Source organism: Fervidibacillus halotolerans, from assembly GCF_026547205.1.
Classification (GTDB): Bacteria; Bacillota; Bacilli; order Bacillales; family Caldibacillaceae; genus Fervidibacillus; species Fervidibacillus halotolerans.
On record NZ_CP106877.1, the window covers coordinates 1,108,898 to 1,132,981 of the forward strand.

Consider the following 24,084-nt stretch of genomic DNA (forward strand, 5'->3'; position numbering starts at 1 on the left):
CATTAAAGAATATGTTTTAGTAGGAATACCCTTTTCTAATGCTTTTGTTCCAAATTTATTGATAGATTATATCATATAAATGAACGACTACATGGTTTTACTTGATCTGTACTTTTTGCACCGGGAAATTATCGGGCATTTTTTTTAAATGAATGTTCAAACCTAAAATCACCCGATAATCAAAAACCCCTTGGCAATTGATTTACCAAGGGGTTTTTGCGATTAATACATCTTCAAATATTGCTCCCGTTCCCAAGGGTGAACTTGTGAGCGGAACATATCCCATTCGATTTCCTTCGCTTCGATAAAATGTTCGACGATATGATCGCCTAAGGCAGATACGATGACCTCATCTTCTTTCATTTTTTGTAATGCTTCAAACAATGTTCCAGGTAGATCAATAATCCCTTCTGCTAGGCGTTCTTCCTTCGTCATCACATATATATTTCGGTCAACCGGTTCCGGTGGTGTCATTTTATTTTTAATTCCATCAAGCCCCGCCTTTAATATGACGGCCATCGCCAAATATGGATTTGCAGAAGGATCGACACTTCGAAGTTCCAAACGGGTACTTAAACCGCGAGATGAAGGAATCCGAACCAACGGACTTCGGTTTTTCGCTGACCAAGCGACATACACAGGTGCTTCATATCCTGGAACGAGTCGTTTATAAGAATTGACCGTCGGATTTGTTACAGCGGTAAAATTCGGTGCATGTTTTAAAATGCCCGCTAAAAATTGATACGCAGTTTCACTCAATTGCAATCGACCATTTGGATCATAAAAAGCATTTTCCTTTCCTTTAAACAGAGAAATATTCGAATGCATGCCAGAACCGTTAATGCCGAATAACGGTTTTGGCATAAAGGTCGCATGAAGATTGTGTTTTCTAGCAATCGTTTTAACTACGAGTTTAAATGTTTGAATTTCATCGCATGCCTTCACTGCATCTTCATATTTAAAATCGATTTCATGCTGACCAGGTGCCACCTCATGGTGAGAGGCTTCGATTTCAAAACCCATTTCTTCCAATTCGACGACGATATCTTTTCGACAGTTCTCCCCTAAGTCCGTGGGAGCTAAATCAAAATATCCACCATTATCGTTTAATTCCAAAGTCGGCTCCCCTTTTTCGTCCAATTTAAAAAGGAAAAACTCCGGTTCAGGTCCTAAGTTAAATTGGGTAAAGCCCAATTCTTCCATTTCCTTTAATACCCGTTTCAAATTATTCCGCGGGTCCCCCATAAACGGTGTGCCGTCCGGATTATAAATATCACAGATCAATCGAGCGACTTTTCCCCTACCGGCTGTCCATGGAAAGACGACCCAAGTGTCCAAATCGGGGTATAAATACATATCCGATTCTTCAATTCGAACAAATCCTTGAATGGAAGAACCATCGAACATCATTTTATTATCTAATGCTTTCGGTAATTGGTTAATTGGGATTTCCACATTTTTAATCGTTCCTAAAATATCTGTAAATTGTAATCGAATAAATTTCACATTTTCTTCCTTTGCAAATCGCATAATATCTTCTCTCGTATATTTTCCCATCGACTTTCCTCCTATTTTTTCTTCATTTAATGATAAAATCGCGACATATCCCCTTGTCTGAGATGGGGTCGGTGGAATTGCCCTTCTCTCATTAATTCTTCCCGTAGGATTTTACGTAACTCTTTGTCGGAAATCTCACCTTTCCTAACCAGAATTTTGGATGCTTGTTCTTTTTGCAATTCTTTCATTGCAAAGATTTGTTTGATTCCTGCAATATTGATACCTTGATCTAATAAATCTTTAATTTCTAACAATTTATCAATATCGTTTAAAGAAAACATCCGCAGTTTTCCTTTCGTTCTCGCAGGTGATACAAGGCCATGTTCTTCGTAATAACGGATTTGCCGAGCACTTAAATCGGTCAATTCCATTACGGTACTGATCGGAAATAAAGGAAGTGAACGGCGGATTTCCTTTCCAGTCAATCCAATCCCCCCCTACTCGCTTTTAATAAAAAGAGTTTATATTATGTTAGGTTATTTGTCAAATTGATGTTAGAAAATATAACATAAGAATCGAAAAAACGTTTGGAAAAATCCAAACGTTTCAACAGTTATTATTCTTATTTTCAAATTAGATGAGTCCTTTTGCTAACAACTGATCGACCGCAGTTATAATCGCGATTTTCACGTGTTCATACGTTAATCCCCCTTGCACGTATGCCACATAGGGCGGACGGATTGGTCCATCTGCAGAAAGTTCAATACTTGCTCCTTGAATAAATGTTCCCGCAGCCATGATTACATCATCTTCATATCCTGGCATTGGACTCGGTAATGGGGTGAAGTGGGAATTGACCGGGGATGCGAATTGAATCGCTTGGCAAAAGGCAATCATTCGATCTTTATCTTGAAACTCGACGGACTGGATTAAATCGGTTCTTTTTGCATCCCATTTTGGTTCGGAATTTAGCCCGATTTCTTCCAACATCGCCGCTGTAAATACAGCACCCTTTAGTGCTTGACCAACGATATGGGGTGCGAGAAAAAAGCCTTGGTACATTTCCAATAAACTATATAATGAGGCACCAGCTTCAGCTCCAATTCCAGGTGCAGTCAATCGATAGGAGCAGGCTTCGACCAGTTCTTTTTTTCCAACAATATAGCCACCCGTTTTAGCGAGGCCTCCACCGGGATTTTTAATCAGTGAACCGGCCATAAGATCAGCCCCGACATGGCAAGGTTCCTGCTCTTCAACAAACTCCCCGTAACAATTGTCGACAAAAACGATAACATCCTCCTTGATTTCCTTAACGAAATCGATCATTTCTTTAATTTCAGCGATCGTAAAGGACGGTCGATTGGCATACCCTTTTGATCGTTGAATACCAATAACCTTTGTTTTTTCCGAAATGGATTTGGAAATTCCTTGGAAATCCGGTTTTCCTTCTTCTGTCAGAGGTACGACTCGGTACCCGATCTGAAATTCTTTGAAACTGCCGACACCCGTTCCTCGAATACCGACGATTTCTTCCAACGTATCGTAAGGATTGCCCGTAATATATAATAGTTCATCACCGGGACGTAAAATGCCGAAAAGTGCTGTTGCGATCGCATGGGTTCCGGAAATAATTTGTGGACGGACAAGGGCACTTTCTCCCCCAAAACAGTCTGCATAAACCTTTTCCAACGTATCCCTTCCAAGATCATCATAACCGTAACCGGTCGATGGGATAAAATGGCTATCGCTCACTTCATTCTTTTGAAAACTTTTTAATACGCGATATTGATTTTGTTCAACGATGCGATCAATTTCCCGATGGATCGGTGTAATTTTTTGTTCAACTTTCTCAATGATCGGGATTAATTTTTCTTTGTTTTCTAGCTGAGAATACATTCTTTTTCCCATCTCCATTTGTATATTTTTTTAATTCACCCATAATCGGATGATCGGGTAAACAAAATCCCCTACATTTATATATGGATTTGTTTTCATCATAGACTAATTCCTTCACTATAGTTTCCTGTTTTAGCTTTACGATCAGTTCTCCCCTATGGTCAGGAATCGATACCGTATAAGGTTTCGTCACTTCCAATACCATCTCTTCGATTTTCTCTTTTAATCTTTGTCGATCAGATGGGGAAAAAGCACATATTTGTATATTTTCTCCATTTGCTGTTGGAAAAAAATGATCCATCATCCGGTCGGCTTTATTATAAACGGTCAAAATGGGAATCTTCTCTGCGTTCAATTCCTTGAGAATCGTCTGTACCGTTTGTTCGTGGCGATCGTAGTTTGGATGGGAACTATCTACGATGTGGAGTAACAAATCTGCTTCTGTCACTTCTTCTAAAGTAGAACGAAAGGCTGCGATTAATTCCGTCGGTAAATCTTCAATAAACCCAACGGTATCACTAACTAAACAAGTATAACCGCTCGGTAACATCATTTTTCTTGTTAATGGATCCAATGTGGCAAATAATTGGTCTTCCTCAACCGTTTGCTCTGTAGTGAGCCGATTGAATAGGGTCGATTTTCCCGCATTCGTATAACCGATCAACGCGATACGAAAACGGTTATTTCGTTTTCTTCTCGTTCGATAACGCAGCCGATGTTTTACGATTACATCCAATTGTTCTTTAAGATCATGAATACGGCGACGGATATACCGACGATCCGTTTCTAACTTCGTTTCTCCAGGTCCGCGGGTTCCAATACCCCCTCCAAGTCTCGAAAGTTCTTTTCCTTTCCCAGCTAATCGGGGAAGTAAATATTCTAATTGAGCTAATTCCACTTGAAGTTTTCCTTCCTTTGAACGAGCACGTTGGGCAAAAATATCTAAAATCAATTGGGTACGATCAATAACTTTTACCTGGAGAACATTCGTTAAGTTCCTTAATTGACTCGGTGTCAATTCATCATTAAATATCACCACATCTGCTTCCCATTGTATACAGAGCTGACCCAATTCCTCCAACTTTCCACGTCCGATATAGTGGGATGGATCGGGTCGTTTTCGCTTTTGAGTGAGAACGAAAATAACATTTCCATTCGCCGTCTCCGTTAACGAGGATAGTTCATTCATCGATTGTTTAAATCGAAAATCATCCATATTTTCCAATTGGCAGCCGACGAGAATTGCCTTTTCCACCATGTGAATCCTACCTTTTTTCTATCGTTTAAAACGATATAAGATTTGGTTTTTGTTAAAAAACACATCTGGTATTCATATTACATGAAAAATAAATCAATGCAAGTGGGCGAAAATCATGGAGATTTAAAAAAAGCCGTTTTCTCCGGCTTGGAGAAAACGGCTTCCGCCTTGTTTTATGAATTAACATGGGTCATAATACCTTCTGGGTCGAATCCTAAAACCCAATGACCGTTCACATTAATTTGTGGCACACCAAGTTGACCTGTCGCTTGAATTAACCGTTGTGCAGCAATTGGATCTTGTTGTACATTAATTTCAGTATAAGGCAAACCTTGTGCTTCTAAAAAATTTTTTACCATTACACAATACGGACAAGTACTAGTTGTATACACTTTAATGTCATTCATCTTACCGAACCTCCTTCTTAATACCCCTATAGGTATAATAAAGAAGAGCGATTAAAAAGTCAATTTTTTGATACGAAAAAAATCGGATCTTTATCTGTGTAGACGTACTGACTAAGGGGTGCGGTTCCCATTTGGAAAAACGAGGTCATCGCTTCGAACGGTCATTAAATCATCCCGTCCATATTGGTTTGCCCGTAACAACCGCATCGCTTGGGAACGGATCGATTTTTCGATGATGTTTCGAATATACCGACCATTAGAAAATCGATTTCTGTGAAAGGTAGATCTCACTTGGATTAAATGATCCTTTAACTTTCGGATCGCTTCCTCACTAAATACATATTCTTTTTCTCCAATCATCTGTTTTGCAATTTGAAGCAGTTCATCAACTGAATAATCTGGGAATTCAATAATGATTGGAAATCGGGATTCAAGTCCCGGGTTCAGAGATAAAAAGGTGTCCATTTCACGGGAATATCCCGCTAATATTAAGACGAAATCATGCTGGTGATCTTCCATATGTTTAACAAGGGTATCGATTGCTTCTTTCCCAAAATCCTTTTCTCCTCCCCTGCCGAGGGAATAAGCTTCATCGATAAATAAAATACCCCCCATTGCTTTTTTTACTAAATCTCTCGTTTTTTGGGCGGTATGTCCGATATATTCGCCAACTAAATCAGCTCGTTCACATTCGATTAAATGCCCCTTCGATAAAACATCCAATTTATAAAATAATTTACCGATGAGCCTCGCTACTGTCGTTTTACCGGTTCCAGGATTTCCTTTAAACATCATATGCAAAACTTGTTTTGATGCTTTTAATCCCATTTCTTCCCGTTTTTTGTTTACGATAATCCACGCATATATTTCTCGAATCATCTGTTTGACCGTTTCCAATCCGACTAAAGCGCGTAGTTCCTCTTCGATCTCTGTTAAGATTTCATGTTCGCCGGTTGTTTCTTTTACCACATGAATATTTGGAACCGATTCAATATTCTCTCTCCGTCTCGGATGTAGTGTGATACTAATTTGTCCGTTATTTTTCATACGAATAGGTTCATTCAATCCGTTCACCTCTCTGTCTTAACTACAGTATATGAGAAGATATAAAAATGGTGACATTCGCCCAATTTTTCCCTGATTGACACTGATTTTGACAAAATATATCCTTTCACGACAAATGGTGGAAAGAAGTTGTCTAAACTTGCGCTTTCCCGAGAAATAGATTTCATCGGAATCCATGTTTGGTGGAAAAAGGAGATAATTTTATGGAGTAAAGTAGGAAAGGATTATCTTTTCATCTAATGTTTATTGTATTCAATCAAGTGACCGGTCATGTCAATGTCAACTAGGAAATGGATTGAAAGGAATCGGGAAATGTGGAAAAATGAAAAAGGATTCAGAGGCGGAAAACCAATGAATCCTTTTTGGAAAACATTTATTCTATTTCAATTTGGACATTACGAACGGGTGAAAAGGTGGAAATGGCATGTTTAAAAACAAGTTGTTGCTTTCCATCAGATTCCAATAAAACGGTGAAATTGTCAAAACCTTTTACAAACCCACGAATTTGAAATCCGTTTAATAAAAAAACAGTGACATTGATATTTTCTTTTCGTAATTGATTTAAAAACTGATCTTGAATGTTTACCGATTGTTTCATCTTTTGTCCTCCTCATGATTCTCTTACTTATTTTATTCGCTTTTTATTTCATCTTTCCTGCTATAAAATTACATATTTTTTCAAAAAAAATTTCATATGTCACATCTGTCGCATCGAACCAATGTACATCCATTTTATTACGGAACCAGGTTAATTGTCGTTTTGCGAATTTCCGAGTGTTTTGTTTTAAATTGGAAATCGCTTCTTCTAACGTAACCTTTCCATCAAAGTAATCGAATAATTCCTTATACCCGATCGCTTGTGTCGATTGGACATCGGTTAATCCTTGATCGTATAACATTTTCGCTTCTTGAACGAGCCCGTTATCAATCATCTCATCAACTCTTTCGTTGATTCGTTCATACAACCGATTTCTTTCCATCGTCAAACCGATGATTAAGGAATCGTATATCGGATCTTTCATTTGGTTTTTTTGCCATTCGGTCATCGTCTTACCCGTTGAATAATACACTTCTAGGGCTCGAATCACCCGCCTTTTATTATTCGGATGAATTAATTGTGCGTATTCGTGGTCGATGTTTAATAGTTTACGATAAAGAAAGTCGATTCCTTCTTGTTCTGCTTGTTTTTCTAGCTGTTCTCGAAGTTTTCCTTCAACATTTGGGAACTGATAATTATAGATGACCGATTGGATGTATAATCCGGTACCCCCAACAAGGATCGGTAAACGACCCCAATTGGAAATTTCCGTAATTTTTTCTCGAACGAGTTGTTGAAATTCTGCAACGGAGAAGGATTCATCTGGATTTTTAATATCCAATAAATGATGGGGAATACCTTCCATTTCGTCGGGGGAGATTTTTGCAGTCCCGATATCCATTCCCCGATAGATTTGCATCGAGTCCCCACTAATAATTTCTCCTGAAAGTTTCTTTGCCAAATCGATACTTAATTTCGTTTTACCGACTGCGGTAGGACCGATAATTACTAGAAGCTTTTCCTTCTTTTCCAACGTATTCACTGCTTTCAATATTTGATAAAATCATTTTACACAAAAATGATCCAAAGTCAAAAAAATTACCACATTTTTCTAAATGAGAGACACTGAAATCAGTGTTTCCATCATACTTTAAAATATACGTATGAAACGTTTGATTCCTTTTGACCATATGTCACATGATTCGCTTAAACATTTTCTCCAAATCATATGTGGAGAAGTGGATGATAATCGGCCTTCCATGGGGGCAAGTAAACGGATCTTTCGTCGTTCGTAACGTATCGAGCAATTGCAAAATTTCATCATTTCTTAACCGATGATTGGCTTTAATGGAACCTTTACAACTCATCATAATCGCGGTCTCTTCTCGTAATTTTTTTAAATCCACATGTTTCATCGTCAACACTTGATCGATGATATGTCGAATCATCGTCTCTTCTTCCCCGGGTGGAAACCATTGGGGGTGGTTTCGGATCATAAAGGTATTTGTACCGAACGGCTCTAAAAATACTCCGAATGTTTTTAATTCATCTAAATGGTCCTGGAGTTTAACATATTCATCATTGGAAAATTGCAATGTCATCGGTATTAACATCTCTTGTAATTCATTTTGTACTTCACCGATTTTTTCCCGGTAATATTCATATTTGATTCGCTCTTGGGCCGCATGTTGGTCAATAATAAATAAACCATTTTCATTTTCAGCTAAAATATAGGTTCCATGCATTTGACCGATTGGATATAATGGTGGAATTCGCTCGGTTTCCTTCGACGGATTCTCTATATCTTCTACCCTTGTTTCTTTTTCTCCAGGCTTTTCTTCAAAGGTTTCCCCTTTTCCTTCTTTTATAAAGGGCATATCCCCTTCAGAAGATATGGTATCTTTTACTGGCGACAATTCGTATGGCTCCTTTAAAGGATCCTTGTTCGTCTTTAGTTGGGGATTAGAATCATCTATTTCTGGTTTTTCTTTCTCATCATCATCCCGTTCAGTGAAGGATTTTAAAAAGGATTGTGCCACCTCCCTTTCTTTTTTAGTTAAATACGATCGATGTTTGTTTTCGTTTCGTTTTTGTAAATGGTCGAGTTGAAATTGAATTTGTTCGGATTTTCTTTTCCCTTTTTCCTTTTTCGCTATCGAAGGAATCAAGCTTTCTTTTCGAAAAGCTTCTTGAATAGTTTTGGTGATCAAATCGCATAACGATTGTTCTTTACTAATTCGCACTTCCATTTTTGCGGGATGAACGTTTACATCCACTAATTTTGGATCCATTTTTATATGCAAAAAAGCAATTGGGTATCTACCGATGGGTAAAAGGGTATGGTATCCGGAAATGATGGCACGATTCAACGCATAGTTTTTAATATATCTTCCATTGATCATCGTTGATATGTAGTTTCTCGATGCTCGATTTACTTCCGGTAAAGCGATATATCCGGAAATTTCAAAGTCTAAAGACTCGCTTGCAATCGGGATCATTTTTTTTGCGGTGTTGATTCCGTAAATGGAAGCGAGAACTTGTAATGTATCACCGTTTCCCGCTGTTTGTAACAATTTTCGACCGTTATGAATGAGTTTCATCGCAATTTCCGGATGAGCCAAAGCCATTTTGTTCATAACATCGGTAATATTACCAAGTTCCGTATGAATCGATTTCATATATTTTAATCTTGCAGGCGTATTATAAAACAAATCGGTGACAATGATTTCCGTTCCTTTTCTTGATGGGGCGATTTCTTTTGCAATACGTTTTCCGCCTTTTATGACAATTCGGATTCCCGGTTTTTCACCGGTACTTGTGATCATTTCCATTTGGGAAACGGAGGCAATACTCGGGAGCGCTTCCCCTCGGAAACCTAATGTTTGGATTCGAAATAAATCAACCTCGTCTTTAATTTTACTCGTTGCATGGCGTTCGAAGGCAAGTAGGGCGTCGTCTTCTTCCATACCGTCGCCGTTGTCGATGACACGAATTTTGGCAAGGCCCGCCTCCTCCACTTCCACTTGAATGACCGTACTATTTGCGTCGATCGCATTTTCAATTAGTTCTTTAACGACAGAAGCTGGACGTTCGACCACTTCTCCAGCAGCAATTTTATTGGAAAGTTGTTCATTCAATTGGATGATTTTTCCCACGGTTTATCCCCTCTTTCTGTCAGGGCTTTTTCATTTATCGTAGTTTTTTTTGTAAGCGATAAAGGTTGTTTAATGCATCGATCGGTGTCATGTTCAATAAATCTAATGATTGCAACTCTTTGATTACTTTTTTCTCTTTATCACCGATCTTTTCCGTTTTCTTTTTGACAATCGGTTCTTCAAATAAGGATAGTTGTGTTTCTTCTATTGGTTCATCCTTTGGCTGATCCTGCTCCTCTGAAAGTTGCTGTTTTTCCTTCGACGGTTTTCCATTTTCCTGTTCCAAAGATTGTAAAATCGTCTCTGCCCGATCGATCACTTCCTGAGGCAATTCGGCAAGTTTCGCTACGTGGATTCCATAACTTTTGTCCGCAGCTCCGTCTTTTATTTTATGTAAGAAGACGAGGTGACCATTTTGCTCGATCGCACTTACATGGACGTTTTTCAATTTCGGCAACTGTTTTTCCAATGCGGTTAATTCGTGATAGTGGGTGGAAAACAACGTCTTCGCCCCTATTTTATCATGAATGTATTCAATCATAGCTTGGGCAAGGGCCATTCCATCATAGGTAGATGTGCCTCTACCGATTTCATCAAATAAGATTAAACTATCCGCAGTCGCACCTGTGATTGCATTTTTTGCCTCCAACATTTCCACCATAAATGTACTTTGTCCACTAATTAGATCGTCTGCCGCACCAATTCGGGTAAATATTTGATCGAAAATAGGTAAATCTGCTTTTTTGGCGGGTACGAAACAGCCGATTTGTGCGAGGATACTAATGAGCGCAATTTGCCGCATATACGTGCTTTTTCCCGACATATTGGGCCCGGTAATGAGTAAAATTTCTTGATCATTTCCCATTTCACAACTATTTGGAACATACGACTGAACTTCCATCACTTTTTCGACTACTGGGTGACGACCATCGACGATCTGTACCCTTCTTTCATTATTAAAGGTCGGTTTGACATACATTCTTTCCTCACTAACCGTGGCAAAACATTGGAGACAATCCCATTCGCTAATTTCCTTTGCTAAAAATTGTAATCGATGAATATGCCCCTTTACTTCATCGCGAATTTTCGTAAACAATTCATATTCCAATTCCATACTTTTTTCTTCCGACTCTAAAATGAGCGTTTCCATTTCTTTTAATTCAGGTGTAATAAATCGTTCCGCATTTGCTAACGTTTGTTTCCGCTCGTAATTCGTATCTTTCAATAAACGTAAATTGGCTTTTGTCACTTCGATGTAATAACCGAATACCCGGTTATATCCGACTTTTAATGATTTAATCCCCGTTCTTTCTCGTTCTGTCTTCTCCAAATTGGCAATCCATGTTTTTCCGTTTCTACTCGCATCGCGAAAACGATCCAATTGTTCATGATAGCCGTCTCGAATGAGATTTCCTTCCTTGACGGAAAGGGGCGGTTGATCGACGATGGCCTGATCGATTAATTCCGCAACTTCCGTACATGGATCGAGTTTTTCCGCTCGCTGTTGAATGGTCTCATCTGGTATAGAACGCAATATATGAATGATTTCTGGAATTTGTTTTAACGTCATTTTTAAACTAACTAAATCCCGAGCATTCGCATTTCCAAAGGCGACCTTCCCCGCTAATCGTTCGATATCGTAAACATTTTTCAGTCGTTCTCGCAATTCTTGTCTTTCAAAATAGTGATCTTTTAAAACTTCGACAAAATGTAACCGTCGTTCGATTTGATCCCTTGATAATAGCGGACGATGAATCCACTGTTTTAACAAACGTCCCCCCATTGATGTCATCGTCTCATCCAATAACCAAAGGAGGGACCCTTTTTTTCCACGGGATCGGATCGTTTCTGTCAACTCTAGGTTTCTTTTCGAATAATAATCGATATTCATATATTGATGGATTTGATACGTCTCAAAAGGTTGGATATGATCTAAACTTCTTTTTTGCGTGCGAAATAAATAGTGTAAAATACGGGCAGCCGTCAGCTTAAGTTTTTCCTGTTGTAAGGATTGTAATGTCTCGGCAAATTCAATTTGTTCATTTGTTTGATCCTCTTGGGAAATCGTTGTAACACCACGAGTTTTTATTTCTTTAACGAAATCTTCAGGAAAGTCAGAGGAAAGGACGACTTCCTTTGTTTGAATTGTACTAATTTCATCCAAAACCATCGTCCAATGATCCGTAATTAAGGTGACACGACTTTCGCCAGTGGATAGATCAACATAGGCTAAACCGTATGTTTCATCTGGGAAAAGGGAGATGGTAGCGATAAAATTATTTTCTTTATCACTCAAGTTCTTTCCTTCCATCATCGTACCCGGGGTGATCAATTGGATGACTTCCCTTTTCACAACCCCTTTTGCTGATTTTGGATCTTCCACTTGTTCACAAATTGCTACCTTATATCCTCTTTCAATTAACGTTTCTATATATCCTTGAGCCGAATGGTAAGGGACGCCACACATCGGGATCTTTTCATCCACTCCCCCATCACGGGCGGTTAACGTAATTTCCAATTCTCGACTCGCTTTAATAGCATCATCAAAAAACAATTCATAAAAATCGCCTAAGCGAAAAAATAAAAAGGCATCTTCATATTCTGCCTTAATTTTTAAATATTGTTGAATCATCGGCGTATATTTTTTCATTTTCCCAACACCTTTTCTTTCTTTTCAAAAACTAATTATAACATAACGCTCTTCCTTTTTGCATGATTGGAAAAATAAATGCTCTCATCCGTTCAAAGGGATGGACGTCATGGACATAAAAAAAGCCGATGATTCGGTTAGTTCCAATCATCGGCGCTGATTCGTTTTTATTTAAAGGAATCGGGAAATACTGATGGTTCAATTCCCCATGCGAAAGGCAAATAAAAGTAGACAAAAATCGAAATGATGATAATGGAAACGATATTCATCCAAAATCCAGCTTTAACCATATCGGTAATTTTTAATTCTCCTGAACCAAAAACGATTGCATTTGGTGGAGTAGCAACGGGCAACATGAAGGCACAGGAAGCAGCTAAACCTGCAGCTACCATTAAAACAAAGGGATGGACGTTGATGGCAATTGCTAAAGATGCCATAATTGGAAACATCATCGTTGCTGTTGCCGTATTAGACGTAATTTCGGTTAAAAAAATGACTAAAGCCGTTACGATGACGATCATAAATATGAAATGAATATTTTGTAAAACGGTTAATTGTTCTCCAATCCATTGGGCCAGACCTGTTGTACTAAACCCTTTGGCGATGGCTAGACCTCCACCAAACAGTAATAAAATCCCCCAAGGAACTTTTTTTGCATCGTCCCAGTTCAGTAATGTCCGATTTTCCGATTGTTTAGATGGAAGTAAAAATAAAACAACTGCCGCTGTTAAAGCGATCAATGTATCATCGATTCTCGGAATCAATTTTTTTAATAGGAAGGATCTTGTAATCCAAGCAAAGGCAGTCAGTGAAAATACGGTTAAAACTAACTTTTCTTCAAAACTCATTCGACCAATTTTTCGTTTTTCATATACGATTGCATCCCTTCCGCCAGGGATTTCTTTCATTTTTAATGGAAAGGCGATTTTGATTAAATAAATCCAAGTAAAAGCAATTAATATAACGGAAAGAGGAACACCAAAGGCCATCCAAGTAGCAAAGGATATTTCCTCATGAAATAGTTCTTCCACTACACTCGCAAAGATAACGTTCGGCGGAGTACCGATTAACGTTCCTAATCCACCGATGGATGCAGAATAAGCGATTCCAAGCATGATTGCCTTTCCAAAATTTTCCCCCATCATCGTTTTCTTTTGTTCCTCAAGTAATTTCGTCACATGGGTAATGACTGCTAAAGCGATCGGTAACATCATCATTGCAGTAGCCGTATTAGAAATCCACATCGAAATAAAGCCTGTGGCAACCATAAAACCTAATACTAGACGATTTGTGTTCGTCCCTACAAACAAAATAATGTTTAATGCGATTCGTCGATGAAGATTCCATTTTTCCATTCCGATTGCAATGATAAAACCACCTAAAAATAGAAAAATATTTTTATTTCCATATTCTGATGTGATTGATCCAATATCATCAATCGCACCTGTTAACGGAAATAAAATGGCCGGTAAAAGACTTGTAGCTGGAATCGGAATTGCCTCTGTAATCCACCATGTTGCAATCCAAACGGTCGAAGCGAGAACACCAATGGCCTCATCGCTCATCCCTTTTGGAGATATACCAAATAAAATGAAAAAAAACAGTATTGGTCCTAAGATTAGCCCCAATCTTTTCCGCATGTTATTCCGAGGCTTTTGAACAACATTCTTTTTTGCTGCCATTGGTTGTGAAGAATCGGTATTCCTTTGTGGAGTTTGTCCCATCGCTATAAATCGTAATATCGTTTTTGTTTGCTCATGCATCCCCCATAATTGTTCTTGCAACATTGAAAAGGTTCCCATCATGCTCCTCCTGTTCGTAAATTACTCAACCGGTATAAAGTATATATTATTTTATAATTATGTTATACTATTTTTGTAGAATATTGTCAAACTATTCTCTTTTTGATGAAAAAATATCATTCTTTTCTTTTAAACTTGTCATTTTTTTCGAAAGGCAAACAAAAAAGGCTATCTAGTTGGTAGCTAGCATAGCCTGTAAAAAGGAATAGATCGGTTAATTTTCCATTTGTTTTCCACTTTTTCCTATTCTTCCTCTCCTTTTGCAAGAAAGTCTGGATTTAAATCTTCCAGCTCTTCATCATCCACATCAAGATCCCAATCGTCATCTTCTTCCTCGTCATCTAATAACATGACCATAACCTTCGTTTCACCAATTAACTCGACAAGCAATTCCCGTTCAGCCGTTACCACAATTTTATTCCCGTTAGAAGAGATGACCGCCTCTGAACAATTTGGTTGCTGTAAAACTTTAACGATTACATCCTTGTCTTCAATCGTTTTGTCATCTTTATACTTCAATTTTATTACATCTTTATAAGACACGCGCTCGGTTGCCACTTCCGTTTTCGTATTCTCATTGCATGAATACCAGCAGTTGATTTCATACTGACCGTAAACTTCGACGGCACCTTCGACTTTTTTCGCTTCGAATGTATGGTTGATTATCCAACAACCGAGTATGCTTGACGGGGCATGGGGTGGACGGATCGTATGATTGGAAGTCGTAAATTTACGTCCCTTGGCAACGACCGCTTTTGTAATAATCTCTCTTTTATCTGCCATGCGAGCGTAACCTCCTCAAGTGTTATCACTTCATCCTATGCGGGGCAATAGACTATTGTGCAATACATATTTCGGATTTTGACCGTGTAAAAATAAAAAAACATAAAATGAAGTGGTACCTTCACCTTATGTTTTTTCATGAAAAATGTTCCGTTTTTCCTTTTATATGAATGAGGTGCGTTTCCGCCCTTGCCCAAAATCGTAGTGGAAGCATCGTCGTTCCATAGCCGTTGCTAATTAAATAATCGATTCGATCTGTTTGGACAAACCTTCCCTTCGGATAAGGGGATAGTCCGAAAAAATTTATTTGTCCTCCGTGGGTATGTCCGCTTAAAAGTAGGTTGATTGAATGGTCTTCTGGTAGTTTTGAAAGGATGGCTGGATTATGGCAAACACCTATTTTAAATGCATCCTGATCCACATTTTGAAGGGCCAGCCAAACACTATCCAACTGAAAACTGACTTCTCCAAATCCAATTAAATTTACACGTTTTTTGCCATTACAATCGATTGGGACACTTCGATTTTCTAATATTTCGACCCCGTTTTGAATGAGCAGTTTTCTGAATTCACTTTCATGGACTTCGTAATCATTATTTCCCCACACGAAATAAATTGGGCCAATTCGGTTCAGTTGGTTCAAATTGTCCTTGGTCCGTTTTAATGGTACTCCTTTTTCCGTTAAATCGCCTCCAATAATGACTAAATCTGCCTTCCCAACTACTTGATCGATGAAATTCGTCGAAATCCGTCTCCGATGTATATCTGTAATAAAAAAGATTGAAAGGGTACAATCCGTTTCGGGAAATTGTTCATAATGGAGGGTGATTTCGTTGATATGATTCCGGTAGGCCTCTTTAAACATATACAGCAAAAGAAGGGTGAAAAAAGATAAAGAAACTATAATCGTAATCGTCATACAGACACCTTCAAACTTCTTGGGAATTTGTATCGATGGAGGGGATGGATAAAATAAAAAAACACCTATTATTCATCAATCGAAAAAAGGGTACGGAAAAATTCCAACCCTTTTTTCGACGAAATGTTCGAACGGTGATCTTAATCCGTTGGTCCTTTTAAAGTTTGTTCATCCTTCATTTTTGTTATTTCTTCCGTTACCGTTTCTGCGATTTTTTTCGTCACAATTTGTAAAAGTTCATTGACTTCATATTGGGAATCTTTAAAATCTTGAACAATCGGAATTTCGTTAATTTCCTTTTCCAATTGATCGATTTTTTCTTCCACCCGTTGGAGGGCGTTCGTTTTTCCATAGTTTTGTAAGTTCACCGCTTGCTTTTGTAGCCCCTTTATTTCAGCAATCTTTTCTTGAACTTTCCGATTCCCATTGATTTTCGCTTCTACTTTTTTAAAATAATTTACTTCATCCGTTTCTGCAATCATACGGGCGAGTTCTTCCGCTTTTTCGAGAATCATTTCTCTTGAAAATTTTCCCATGTTCATCCCACCTCGATCGTTTCATCGACCATGACTCCACTTAATGTCCACGTTTTTGCTTCCGTAATCTTCACTTTCACCAATTTTCCAATGGCAGACTTTGGACCATTGAAGTTCACCAACTTATTTTTTCTCGTATATCCGGATAAAACGTCCGGATTATTTTTCGATTCACCTTCGACTAACACTTCCACAACTTTTCCTTCCATTTCTTTCATTTTCTTTAAGGAAATTTCATTCACTAAGTCATTTAAACGTTGTAGCCGTTGTTTTTTAACTTCCATTGGAACGTTATCTTTCATTTTTGCCGCTGGTGTACCTTCCCTTGGAGAATAAATGAACGTGAAGGCTGAATCGAATTCCACTTCCCGATAGAGGGATAAGGTTTCTTCAAATTGTTCTTCCGTTTCATTTGGAAAACCGACAATAATATCAGTCGTTAAGGCGACATCTGGAATCGCTGCTTTAATTTTTCGAACGAGCTCTAGATAGGATTCTCTCGTATATTTTCGTGCCATTATTTTCAAAATCCCATTTGAACCGGATTGCACGGGAAGATGAATATGTTCCACGAGGTTTCCACGTTTAGCCAACACTTCGATGAGGTGGTCATCGAAATCGCGGGGATGGCTCGTTGTAAATCGAATTCGAGGAATATCGATTTTTCGCAAATCGTCCATCAAATCCCCGAATCGATAATCGATATCTTCAAAATCCTTTCCATAGGCGTTGACATTTTGACCGAGGAGAGTGATTTCCTGATACCCTTTAGCAGCCAATTCCCGTACTTCCTGAATAATATCTTCCGGTCGACGACTTCTTTCTTTCCCACGGGTATATGGAACGATACAGTAGGTGCAAAATTTATCGCAACCGTACATAATATTGACCCATGCTTTAATATTTCCTTTGCGAAGTTTCGGAAGGTTTTCGACCACGTTTCCTTCCTTGGACCAAACTTCCACAACCATTTCTTTCGACATATATGCTTCTTTTAAAATATAAGGGAGTCGATGGATATTATGGGTACCGAATACCATATCCACATGTTGATACTTTTGTAAAATACGATTAACGACCCCTTCTTCTTGGGCCATGCAACCACAAACGCCTAAAAGCAAATCCGGTTTTTCTAATTTTAATGATTTCAAATGACCCAATTCACCAAATACCCGATTTTCCGCATTTTCTCGAATAGCACACGTATTAAGCAAAATGACATCGGCATCATCTGTATTTTCCGTCGGTTCATAACCTAATTCAACGAATATACCTGCCATTACTTCCGTATCATGTTCATTCATTTGACAACCGTACGTACGAATAAAAAATTTCTTCCCGTTTCCCATTCCTTTTAATTCTTCCGGGACTTCATAATCCTTTAAATACTCAATTTGTTCTTTTCCACGTCGTTTCGCTTCCTTTAAGGAAGGAGGCATATACACCCGTTGAAAATATTTGCTGTAGTCCTTTTCTCCGGAAGCGGATTTTTTGTCCGTCGGAGATAGTTCTTTGTCCTGTTGACCATTTGTCAAATTCTGTTTGTTATCCATGTTAAATCTCCTTTCAAAAACCGACTATAAATCCTATCCAAAAAATGATAATAACAAGTAAATGGTAACGGTAAATCGTCAGTTTCAATTTAACATTATAACTGTTTCAACGGAAATAAACAACAACCATCTTTATTTTGTTTTCACTGAAGAATTGCATAGTTTTCGTGGAAAGAATATTGATCCGTGTGGCATGGAAAAAAGCAAGAAAAAAACAGGCATCGAATGTGCACCTGTTTCATCAATCCTATCATTTACATAAATTCTGTGATCAATTGATGAAATTCCTCCGTAGTTAAATGAAGATTTGCCTTTGTTAACGGTTGGTCACTATAATCAGGTAACAGATCTTGATAGGATAGTTGATTTTTATTTTGATAAATTAAACCGGTGATTAACCCGCCCGTTTCCATCACTGTTTTCATCGCCATTTGTCGATCGAAAGGATGATAGTTTTCAATATCCGATACTTTTTTCAAATGGGTTTTAAACCATTGATACGTATTTACTTTATTGTACGTTACACATGGACTGAACACATTAATAAAGGAAAACCCTTTATGGCGAATTCCTTCTTCAATTAATGAGGTTAACTCTTTAACATTTGAAGAAAAGCTTTGAGCAACAAACGTAGCACCGGAAGCTAAAGCGACCTCTAAAGGAGAGATCGGTTGATCAATCGATCCGGTCGGTGTCGATTGGGTGATGAAACCCGAATCAGATCGAGGCGATGTTTGCCCTTTCGTCAATCCATATACTTGGTTATCCATGACGATATACGTTATATCCATATTTCGTCGAATCGCATGAATCGTATGTCCCAATCCAATGGCAAAACCGTCTCCATCTCCTCCAGAAGCAATAACGGTTAAATCCCGATTCGCCATTTTTAATCCTTGGGCGATTGGCAAACTTCTACCGTGAATGCCATGAAATCCGTATGCGTAAATATAACCGGAGATACGACCCGAACAACCGATCCCTGAAACGATAACGAGATTTTCTGGAGTCAATCCGAGATTTGCCGCTGCCCTTTGTATACTCGCTTGTACGGAAAAGTCCCCACAACCGGGACACCAATTTGGTTTTACTTGATTACGAAAATCTTTAAAAGTGACCATTTTTCGCCTCCTGTCCTAGGCCCGGTTTTATTAAATAACCCTTTAATCATAAAGGGAAAAATTTCGTTTCCTCATATGATTGTTTGCGAACCTTTTCTATGTTTCTTCCTTTTTCGTTTTTATCATCCCTTTAATACGATGAAATAGCTCATTCGGTAATAATGGTGTTCCATCATATTTATTAATAGAAAACGTTCGATCGAAAAAACCGAGATGCATATGGATGAGATTTTTTAGTTGTCCGGTAGCATTTTGTTCGATGATTATAATCTGCTTTGCCGCTTCCATATACGGTTTTATTTCCTCTTTTGGAAAGGGATGTAGAAGGCGGATATGAAGGTGATTGACAACGTATCCTTCCGAGATCAGCCTTTCTGTTGCCTCTTCGATCGCCCCCCTAGTCGAATTAAATCCTATCAATAAAAGATCCGGATGTTCCCCATAAATTTTTTTTACGAAGGGGGATTGGATTGTAAACGTTTGTAATTTTGTCATCCGTTTATCCATTTGTTTTTTCCGATTTAATGCCGATTCTACCGGTCTTCCCGTTTCGTCATGCTCCACCCCTGTTACATGGTGAATGCCACCTCTCGTCCCAGGAAAAACCCGGTTTGAAATACCGCTTGGGACAAGTTCATACCGTTTAAAGTATGATTTGTTTTTTTCGTCTTTTTCCCCTTCCATTTCTTCCGTTATTTTTCCACGCCGTATTTCCGTACGCTCAAGTTTAAAAGGTTTCGTCGTTTGTTTTCCGAGGGATAATTGTAAATCCGTCAACAAGATGACAGGTATTTGATATTCTTCCGCTATATTAAAAGCTTCCACCGTGTCATAAAACGCTTCCTCCACCGTACTTGGAGCGATGACCACCTTTGGTATTTCCCCGTGATTACCAAAGATCATGGCGAATACATCGGAATGTTCTTGTTTTGTCGGTAAGCCGGTTGAGGGACCTCCCCGTTGGGTGTTAACAATTACAACGGGGGTTTCCGTCATCCCGGCCAAACCGATGGACTCCATCATTAATGAAAGTCCTGGACCACTGGATGCAGTAAAGGCACGAACACCCCCGTAATTAGCTCCGATCGCCATCGTACAGGCGGCTATTTCATCCTCCGTTTGAATAACGGTTCCCCCAAATTTCGGCAATTTTTTAATTAAATATTCCATAATATCGGAAGCAGGTGTAATTGGATAGGCGAACATTAAGCGACATCCTGCAGCGATGGTTCCGAGTCCGATGGCTTCATTTCCCGTTAAATACATTTTCTGTTCCTTTTTTGGTGGGGCCAAAGGGATAGTTTGTAAAGGATGGATCTCTCTCTGGACATATTCATATCCTTCTTGTAAAGCTTTTACATTCCGTTGAATGATTGTATTTCCCTTATGTTGGAACATATCTTCTATAATCGGTTTAAACATGCTCGGTTGAAGATCTAATATGGCACAAGTTGCACCGATGGCAACCATATTTTTCATGACCACATTTCCTAGATTCATAGCGATCTTTGTAAAAGGAATCGGATAAAAGCGGGCAGGACAATCGGCAGGTTTTTTCGGACTCCCTTTTAAATCAACGAGGATGAAACCATTTTTGTTCAATTCTCGATAATTTATATCGATCGTTTCCTGATCAAAAGCAATGAGGATGTCCAAATCATCGTTAATTGTATAAATCGGTTTTGTGCTGATCCTGACCTTAATATTGGTATGGCCCCCTTTAATGCGGGAGGAAAAATGTCTGTATGCATTTAAAAAATAACCGAGCTTATGAAATCCAGCGGAAAAAATTTCCCCCGTACTTTCGATACCTTCTCCTTGCTGACCCCCTATTTTCCAAGAAAGCTGTCTCATGAAATATTTCACCTCTCATTGTTAAAGGAAAAACTTTCTCCCAAATAAACGTACCGAATTCGACAAGATGATGTGAAAAATAGGGCCTGTTTGCACGGGCAAAACAGGCGAATGATCAATCCTATCGAAAGGTCATCTTGGCTCGACGATCAGTTTAATGGCCGTTCGCTCTTCACCATCAATTTGAATATCGGTAAAAGCGGGAATACATATTAGATCCACACCACTTGGGGCAACAAATCCCCTTGCAATCGCCACTGCTTTTACCGCTTGATTCAAGGCACCGGCTCCAATCGCTTGAATTTCTGCGCCTCCCCTTTCCCGTAAAACGCCTGCAAGAGCACCGGCTACGGAATTCGGATTTGATTTTGCTGAAACTTTTAATATTTCCATACTTGCTCCTCCTTGAATTTTAACTAGTTTCAATTTAATTTAGGACTGACCTTTTGCGATAAATCATTCCATTGCTACTATATTCAAAAAAAGATAGCCTTATGCCAAGCATTCATTTTTTCTCCGAATTGTTCATGGCCAATTTTACATAAAAAAAAAAGCCAATGTTATTGAAACATTGACTGATCATCATTTATTAGAATTCGTTTAATTCCTTTTGCCAACCCGGTTTTTTCATCGATTTCAATCAGCACCCCATTTAACTGGGTGCGACCATTTTTCGGAATTTCAAATTTGGTAGGAAGACTTGTTAAAAATTTACGCAAGACAGCCTCTTTATCAACACCGATAATCCCATCGTAAATTCCCGTCATTCCGACATCGGTAATATACGCCGTTCCTTTTGGTAATATTCGATTGTCTGCCGTTTGTACATGGGTGTGGGTGCCGACAACAGCGGTTACCTGTCCGTCAAGAAACCAGCCCAACGCCTGTTTTTCACTCGTCGCTTCCGCATGGAAATCGACAAAAATAAATGGGGTTCGTTTCTTTGCCTCAGTAATCAAATCCTTTGCCTTTTGAAAGGGACAATCGATCGCAGAGAGAAAGGTTCGACCTTGTAAATTAATGATCGCAATTTCCAACGCGTTTACTTTCAGAAAAATCATCCCTTTTCCGGGTACACCTTCTGGAAAATTTGCAGGACGGACTAAGTATTTTTCCTCATCGATAAACTCAAAAATTTCTTTGTTATCCCAAGAATGGTTTCCTAATGTAATGGCATGTACACCCATCTCTAAAAATTGTCGATATATTTTTTGGGTAATCCCTTTTCCACTGGCCGCATTTTCACCGTTTACAATCGTTATCGTAGGGTGATATTTTTCCTTTAGTTTCGGCAATTGTTCTTTAAGAGCCTTCCTTCCTGGAGCACCAACTACATCACCGATAAATAAAATATTCATTTGTATTCCTTTCTATTTTTCCAATTTCTTGTAATATAAAGTCATTTGAAATGTACTAGTTTTATCATATCAAATCAGAGAATAAATGGAAAGGTTGATGTGGTAAACACATCAACCTCCTCCATTATTTTGCATATTCAACTGCTCGAGTTTCACGAATGACCGTCACTTTAATATGACCAGGGTAATCCAATTCTTCCTCGATCCGTTTCCGTATATCCCGAGCTAAACGGTGAGATTCCAAATCGTCGATCATATCGGGTTTAACGATAATACGCACTTCTCTACCCGCTTGAATAGCATAGGATTTTTCCACACCGTCATAGGATTCCGAAATTTCTTCGAGTTTTTCCAAACGACGGATATAGTTTTCTAATGTTTCACTTCTTGCCCCTGGTCTTGCGGCAGACAACGCATCTGCTGCAGCGACGAGGACTGCAATGATCGAGTTCGGTTCCTGATCACCATGATGGGAAGCAATACTGTCGATTACAACCGGATGTTCTTTATACTTTGTGGCTAATTCCACGCCAATTTCTACGTGGCTACCTTCAATTTCATGGTCTACAGCCTTTCCAATATCATGAAGCAATCCAGCCCTTCTTGCGAGCATTTCATCTTCACCGAGTTCAGCAGCCATCAATCCGGATAGGTGAGCGACTTCGATGGAATGTTTCAAAACATTTTGCCCGTAACTTGTACGGAATTTCAGTCGACCGAGAATTTTAATTAAATCCGGATGTAAGCCGTGAACCCCTACCTCAAAGGTTGTCTGTTCGCCGATCTCGCGGATATGTTCGTCGACTTCTCGCCTTGCCTTTTCCACCATTTCTTCGATCCTTGCCGGATGAATCCGACCGTCGAGAACGAGTTTTTCTAAAGCAAGTCTTGCCGTTTCTCTTCGAATCGGGTCGAATCCGGATAAAATTACCGCTTCCGGTGTGTCATCGATGATCAAATCAATACCGGTTAATGTCTCAATCGTACGAATATTTCTTCCTTCTCTTCCGATGATTCGCCCTTTCATTTCATCGTTCGGCAAGTTAACGACAGAGACGGTTGTTTCAGCTACATGATCGGCAGCACAACGTTGGATGGCAAGGGAAAGAATATTTTTCGCCTTTTTATCCGCTTCTTCTTTTATACGATTTTCCGCTTCTTTCACCTTAAAGGCGATTTCGTGGGAAAGTTCTTTTTCCACCCGTTCAAGAATGATGGTTTTCGCTTGATCCCTTGTCAATCCGGAAATTCGTTCTAATTCCGATTGTTGAATACGTACCATCTCTTCCACTTTGCTTTCCATCTGTTCAATATGCTGTTGTCTTTGGTTTAGAGAATCCTCCTTTTTTTCTAATAAAATTTCACGTTTATCTAACGTTTCATCTTTACGATCAAGATTCTCCTCTTTTTGCAACAAACGGTTTTCTTGTTTTTGCAGTTCGCTTCTCCGTTCTCGGAGTTCACGTTCCGTTTCTGTTCGAAGTTTGTGAATTTCATCCTTTGCTTCTAACAGGGCTTCTTTCTTTAATGATTCCGCTTCTCGTTTTGCATCATCTAATATTTTTTCAGCGGCATCTTTCGCTCCTGTTATTTTCGCTTCAGCAATGGATTTTCGAATGAAATACCCAGCAATAAAACCGACGGGGAACAGCAAAATGGAGATGATGATTTCATTTAATCCCATCATTTCAC

Annotated in this window: 20 protein-coding genes; all 20 read right to left on the minus strand. The window is 38.9% G+C overall.

The annotated features are described in order from the left end of the window. Positions 1 to 222 precede the first annotated feature (222 nt). The 20 genes from glnA to rny all read right to left on the minus strand — a co-directional run bounded on the left by glnA (position 223) and on the right by rny (position 24,076). Entirely contained in the window at positions 223 to 1,557 is a 1,335-nt protein-coding gene (gene glnA, locus OE105_RS05215) for a type I glutamate--ammonia ligase (RefSeq protein ID WP_275421683.1), read from the minus strand. Between the two features lie 26 nt (positions 1,558 to 1,583). After that, complete coding sequence (locus tag OE105_RS05220; RefSeq protein WP_275422101.1) at positions 1,584 to 1,928, minus strand: MerR family transcriptional regulator; 345 nt, start codon at positions 1,926 to 1,928, stop codon at positions 1,584 to 1,586. A gap of 202 nt (positions 1,929 to 2,130) precedes the next feature. After that, a complete protein-coding gene (locus tag OE105_RS05225; protein WP_275421684.1) occupies positions 2,131 to 3,393 on the minus strand; it encodes a methionine gamma-lyase family protein in 1,263 nt (420 codons plus the stop codon). Next, positions 3,347 to 4,651, minus strand: coding sequence for a GTPase HflX (gene hflX / locus OE105_RS05230; RefSeq protein WP_275421685.1), 1,305 nt, complete (start codon positions 4,649 to 4,651; stop codon positions 3,347 to 3,349). Before hflX ends, OE105_RS05225 begins: the two co-directional genes overlap by 47 nt. A gap of 173 nt (positions 4,652 to 4,824) precedes the next feature. Next, the gene (locus OE105_RS05235; RefSeq protein WP_275421686.1) at positions 4,825 to 5,058 is read right to left on the minus strand and encodes a glutaredoxin family protein; all 234 of its coding nucleotides are present in this window, start codon (positions 5,056 to 5,058) and stop codon (positions 4,825 to 4,827) included. Between the two features lie 111 nt (positions 5,059 to 5,169). Further along, positions 5,170 to 6,123 (minus strand): stage V sporulation protein K, encoded by a 954-nt coding sequence (spoVK, locus tag OE105_RS05240; RefSeq protein ID WP_275421687.1) that lies wholly within the window; start codon positions 6,121 to 6,123, stop codon positions 5,170 to 5,172. 373 nt (positions 6,124 to 6,496) lie between these two features. Further along, positions 6,497 to 6,721, minus strand: a complete 225-nt coding sequence (gene hfq, locus OE105_RS05245) for an RNA chaperone Hfq (protein WP_275421688.1) — start codon at positions 6,719 to 6,721, stop codon at positions 6,497 to 6,499. Between the two features lie 43 nt (positions 6,722 to 6,764). After that, positions 6,765 to 7,694, minus strand: a complete 930-nt coding sequence (gene miaA, locus OE105_RS05250; RefSeq protein WP_275421689.1) for a tRNA (adenosine(37)-N6)-dimethylallyltransferase MiaA — start codon at positions 7,692 to 7,694, stop codon at positions 6,765 to 6,767. 160 nt (positions 7,695 to 7,854) lie between these two features. After that, a complete protein-coding gene (gene mutL, locus OE105_RS05255; protein ID WP_275421690.1) occupies positions 7,855 to 9,816 on the minus strand; it encodes a DNA mismatch repair endonuclease MutL in 1,962 nt (653 codons plus the stop codon). A 34-nt stretch (positions 9,817 to 9,850) separates the two neighbouring features. Then, entirely contained in the window at positions 9,851 to 12,466 is a 2,616-nt protein-coding gene (gene mutS / locus OE105_RS05260) for a DNA mismatch repair protein MutS (RefSeq protein ID WP_275421691.1), read from the minus strand. Between the two features lie 167 nt (positions 12,467 to 12,633). Next, a complete protein-coding gene (locus OE105_RS05265; RefSeq protein ID WP_275421692.1) occupies positions 12,634 to 14,268 on the minus strand; it encodes an SLC13 family permease in 1,635 nt (544 codons plus the stop codon). 243 nt (positions 14,269 to 14,511) lie between these two features. Then, complete coding sequence (cotE, locus tag OE105_RS05270) at positions 14,512 to 15,051, minus strand: outer spore coat protein CotE (RefSeq protein WP_275421693.1); 540 nt, start codon at positions 15,049 to 15,051, stop codon at positions 14,512 to 14,514. Between the two features lie 136 nt (positions 15,052 to 15,187). After that, complete coding sequence (locus tag OE105_RS05275) at positions 15,188 to 15,970, minus strand: metallophosphoesterase (RefSeq protein WP_275421694.1); 783 nt, start codon at positions 15,968 to 15,970, stop codon at positions 15,188 to 15,190. A 140-nt stretch (positions 15,971 to 16,110) separates the two neighbouring features. Further along, positions 16,111 to 16,506 (minus strand): YlbF/YmcA family competence regulator, encoded by a 396-nt coding sequence (locus OE105_RS05280; RefSeq protein WP_275421695.1) that lies wholly within the window; start codon positions 16,504 to 16,506, stop codon positions 16,111 to 16,113. 2 nt (positions 16,507 to 16,508) lie between these two features. Further along, positions 16,509 to 18,059 carry a tRNA (N6-isopentenyl adenosine(37)-C2)-methylthiotransferase MiaB gene (gene miaB / locus OE105_RS05285; RefSeq protein ID WP_275421696.1) on the minus strand — a complete coding sequence of 517 codons (1,551 nt, stop codon included), beginning with the start codon at positions 18,057 to 18,059 and terminating at the stop codon, positions 16,509 to 16,511. Between the two features lie 254 nt (positions 18,060 to 18,313). Then, the gene (locus tag OE105_RS05290) at positions 18,314 to 19,180 is read right to left on the minus strand and encodes a 2-oxoacid:ferredoxin oxidoreductase subunit beta (RefSeq protein ID WP_275421698.1); all 867 of its coding nucleotides are present in this window, start codon (positions 19,178 to 19,180) and stop codon (positions 18,314 to 18,316) included. 96 nt (positions 19,181 to 19,276) lie between these two features. After that, entirely contained in the window at positions 19,277 to 21,034 is a 1,758-nt protein-coding gene (locus OE105_RS05295) for a 2-oxoacid:acceptor oxidoreductase subunit alpha (RefSeq protein WP_275421699.1), read from the minus strand. A gap of 132 nt (positions 21,035 to 21,166) precedes the next feature. Next, the gene (gene spoVS, locus OE105_RS05300; protein WP_019391885.1) at positions 21,167 to 21,427 is read right to left on the minus strand and encodes a stage V sporulation protein SpoVS; all 261 of its coding nucleotides are present in this window, start codon (positions 21,425 to 21,427) and stop codon (positions 21,167 to 21,169) included. A 167-nt stretch (positions 21,428 to 21,594) separates the two neighbouring features. Further along, positions 21,595 to 22,392 (minus strand): TIGR00282 family metallophosphoesterase, encoded by a 798-nt coding sequence (locus OE105_RS05305; protein WP_275421700.1) that lies wholly within the window; start codon positions 22,390 to 22,392, stop codon positions 21,595 to 21,597. 124 nt (positions 22,393 to 22,516) lie between these two features. Next, positions 22,517 to 24,076: a ribonuclease Y gene (rny, locus tag OE105_RS05310; protein ID WP_420842573.1), complete on the minus strand. Its 1,560-nt coding sequence runs from the start codon at positions 24,074 to 24,076 to the stop codon at positions 22,517 to 22,519. Positions 24,077 to 24,084 lie beyond the last annotated feature (8 nt).

What these genes read in the sequence shown, in the direction of transcription:
- glnA (WP_275421683.1), bottom strand. Translation starts at nt 1,557, where the DNA reads ATGGGAAAATATACGAGAGAAGATATTATGCGATTTGCAAAGGAAGAA.
- OE105_RS05220 (WP_275422101.1), bottom strand. Translation starts at nt 1,928, where the DNA reads ATGGAATTGACCGATTTAAGTGCTCGGCAAATCCGTTATTACGAAGAA.
- OE105_RS05225 (WP_275421684.1), bottom strand. Translation starts at nt 3,393, where the DNA reads ATGTATTCTCAGCTAGAAAACAAAGAAAAATTAATCCCGATCATTGAG.
- hflX (WP_275421685.1), bottom strand. Translation starts at nt 4,651, where the DNA reads ATGGTGGAAAAGGCAATTCTCGTCGGCTGCCAATTGGAAAATATGGAT.
- OE105_RS05235 (WP_275421686.1), bottom strand. Translation starts at nt 5,058, where the DNA reads ATGAATGACATTAAAGTGTATACAACTAGTACTTGTCCGTATTGTGTA.
- hfq (WP_275421688.1), bottom strand. Translation starts at nt 6,721, where the DNA reads ATGAAACAATCGGTAAACATTCAAGATCAGTTTTTAAATCAATTACGA.
- mutS (WP_275421691.1), bottom strand. Translation starts at nt 12,466, where the DNA reads ATGAAAAAATATACGCCGATGATTCAACAATATTTAAAAATTAAGGCA.
- OE105_RS05265 (WP_275421692.1), bottom strand. Translation starts at nt 14,268, where the DNA reads ATGGGAACCTTTTCAATGTTGCAAGAACAATTATGGGGGATGCATGAG.
- cotE (WP_275421693.1), bottom strand. Translation starts at nt 15,051, where the DNA reads ATGGCAGATAAAAGAGAGATTATTACAAAAGCGGTCGTTGCCAAGGGA.
- OE105_RS05275 (WP_275421694.1), bottom strand. Translation starts at nt 15,970, where the DNA reads ATGACGATTACGATTATAGTTTCTTTATCTTTTTTCACCCTTCTTTTG.
- OE105_RS05280 (WP_275421695.1), bottom strand. Translation starts at nt 16,506, where the DNA reads ATGGGAAAATTTTCAAGAGAAATGATTCTCGAAAAAGCGGAAGAACTC.
- miaB (WP_275421696.1), bottom strand. Translation starts at nt 18,059, where the DNA reads ATGGATAACAAACAGAATTTGACAAATGGTCAACAGGACAAAGAACTA.
- OE105_RS05290 (WP_275421698.1), bottom strand. Translation starts at nt 19,180, where the DNA reads ATGGTCACTTTTAAAGATTTTCGTAATCAAGTAAAACCAAATTGGTGT.
- OE105_RS05295 (WP_275421699.1), bottom strand. Translation starts at nt 21,034, where the DNA reads ATGAGACAGCTTTCTTGGAAAATAGGGGGTCAGCAAGGAGAAGGTATC.
- spoVS (WP_019391885.1), bottom strand. Translation starts at nt 21,427, where the DNA reads ATGGAAATATTAAAAGTTTCAGCAAAATCAAATCCGAATTCCGTAGCC.
- OE105_RS05305 (WP_275421700.1), bottom strand. Translation starts at nt 22,392, where the DNA reads ATGAATATTTTATTTATCGGTGATGTAGTTGGTGCTCCAGGAAGGAAG.
- rny (WP_420842573.1), bottom strand. Translation starts at nt 24,076, where the DNA reads ATGGGATTAAATGAAATCATCATCTCCATTTTGCTGTTCCCCGTCGGT.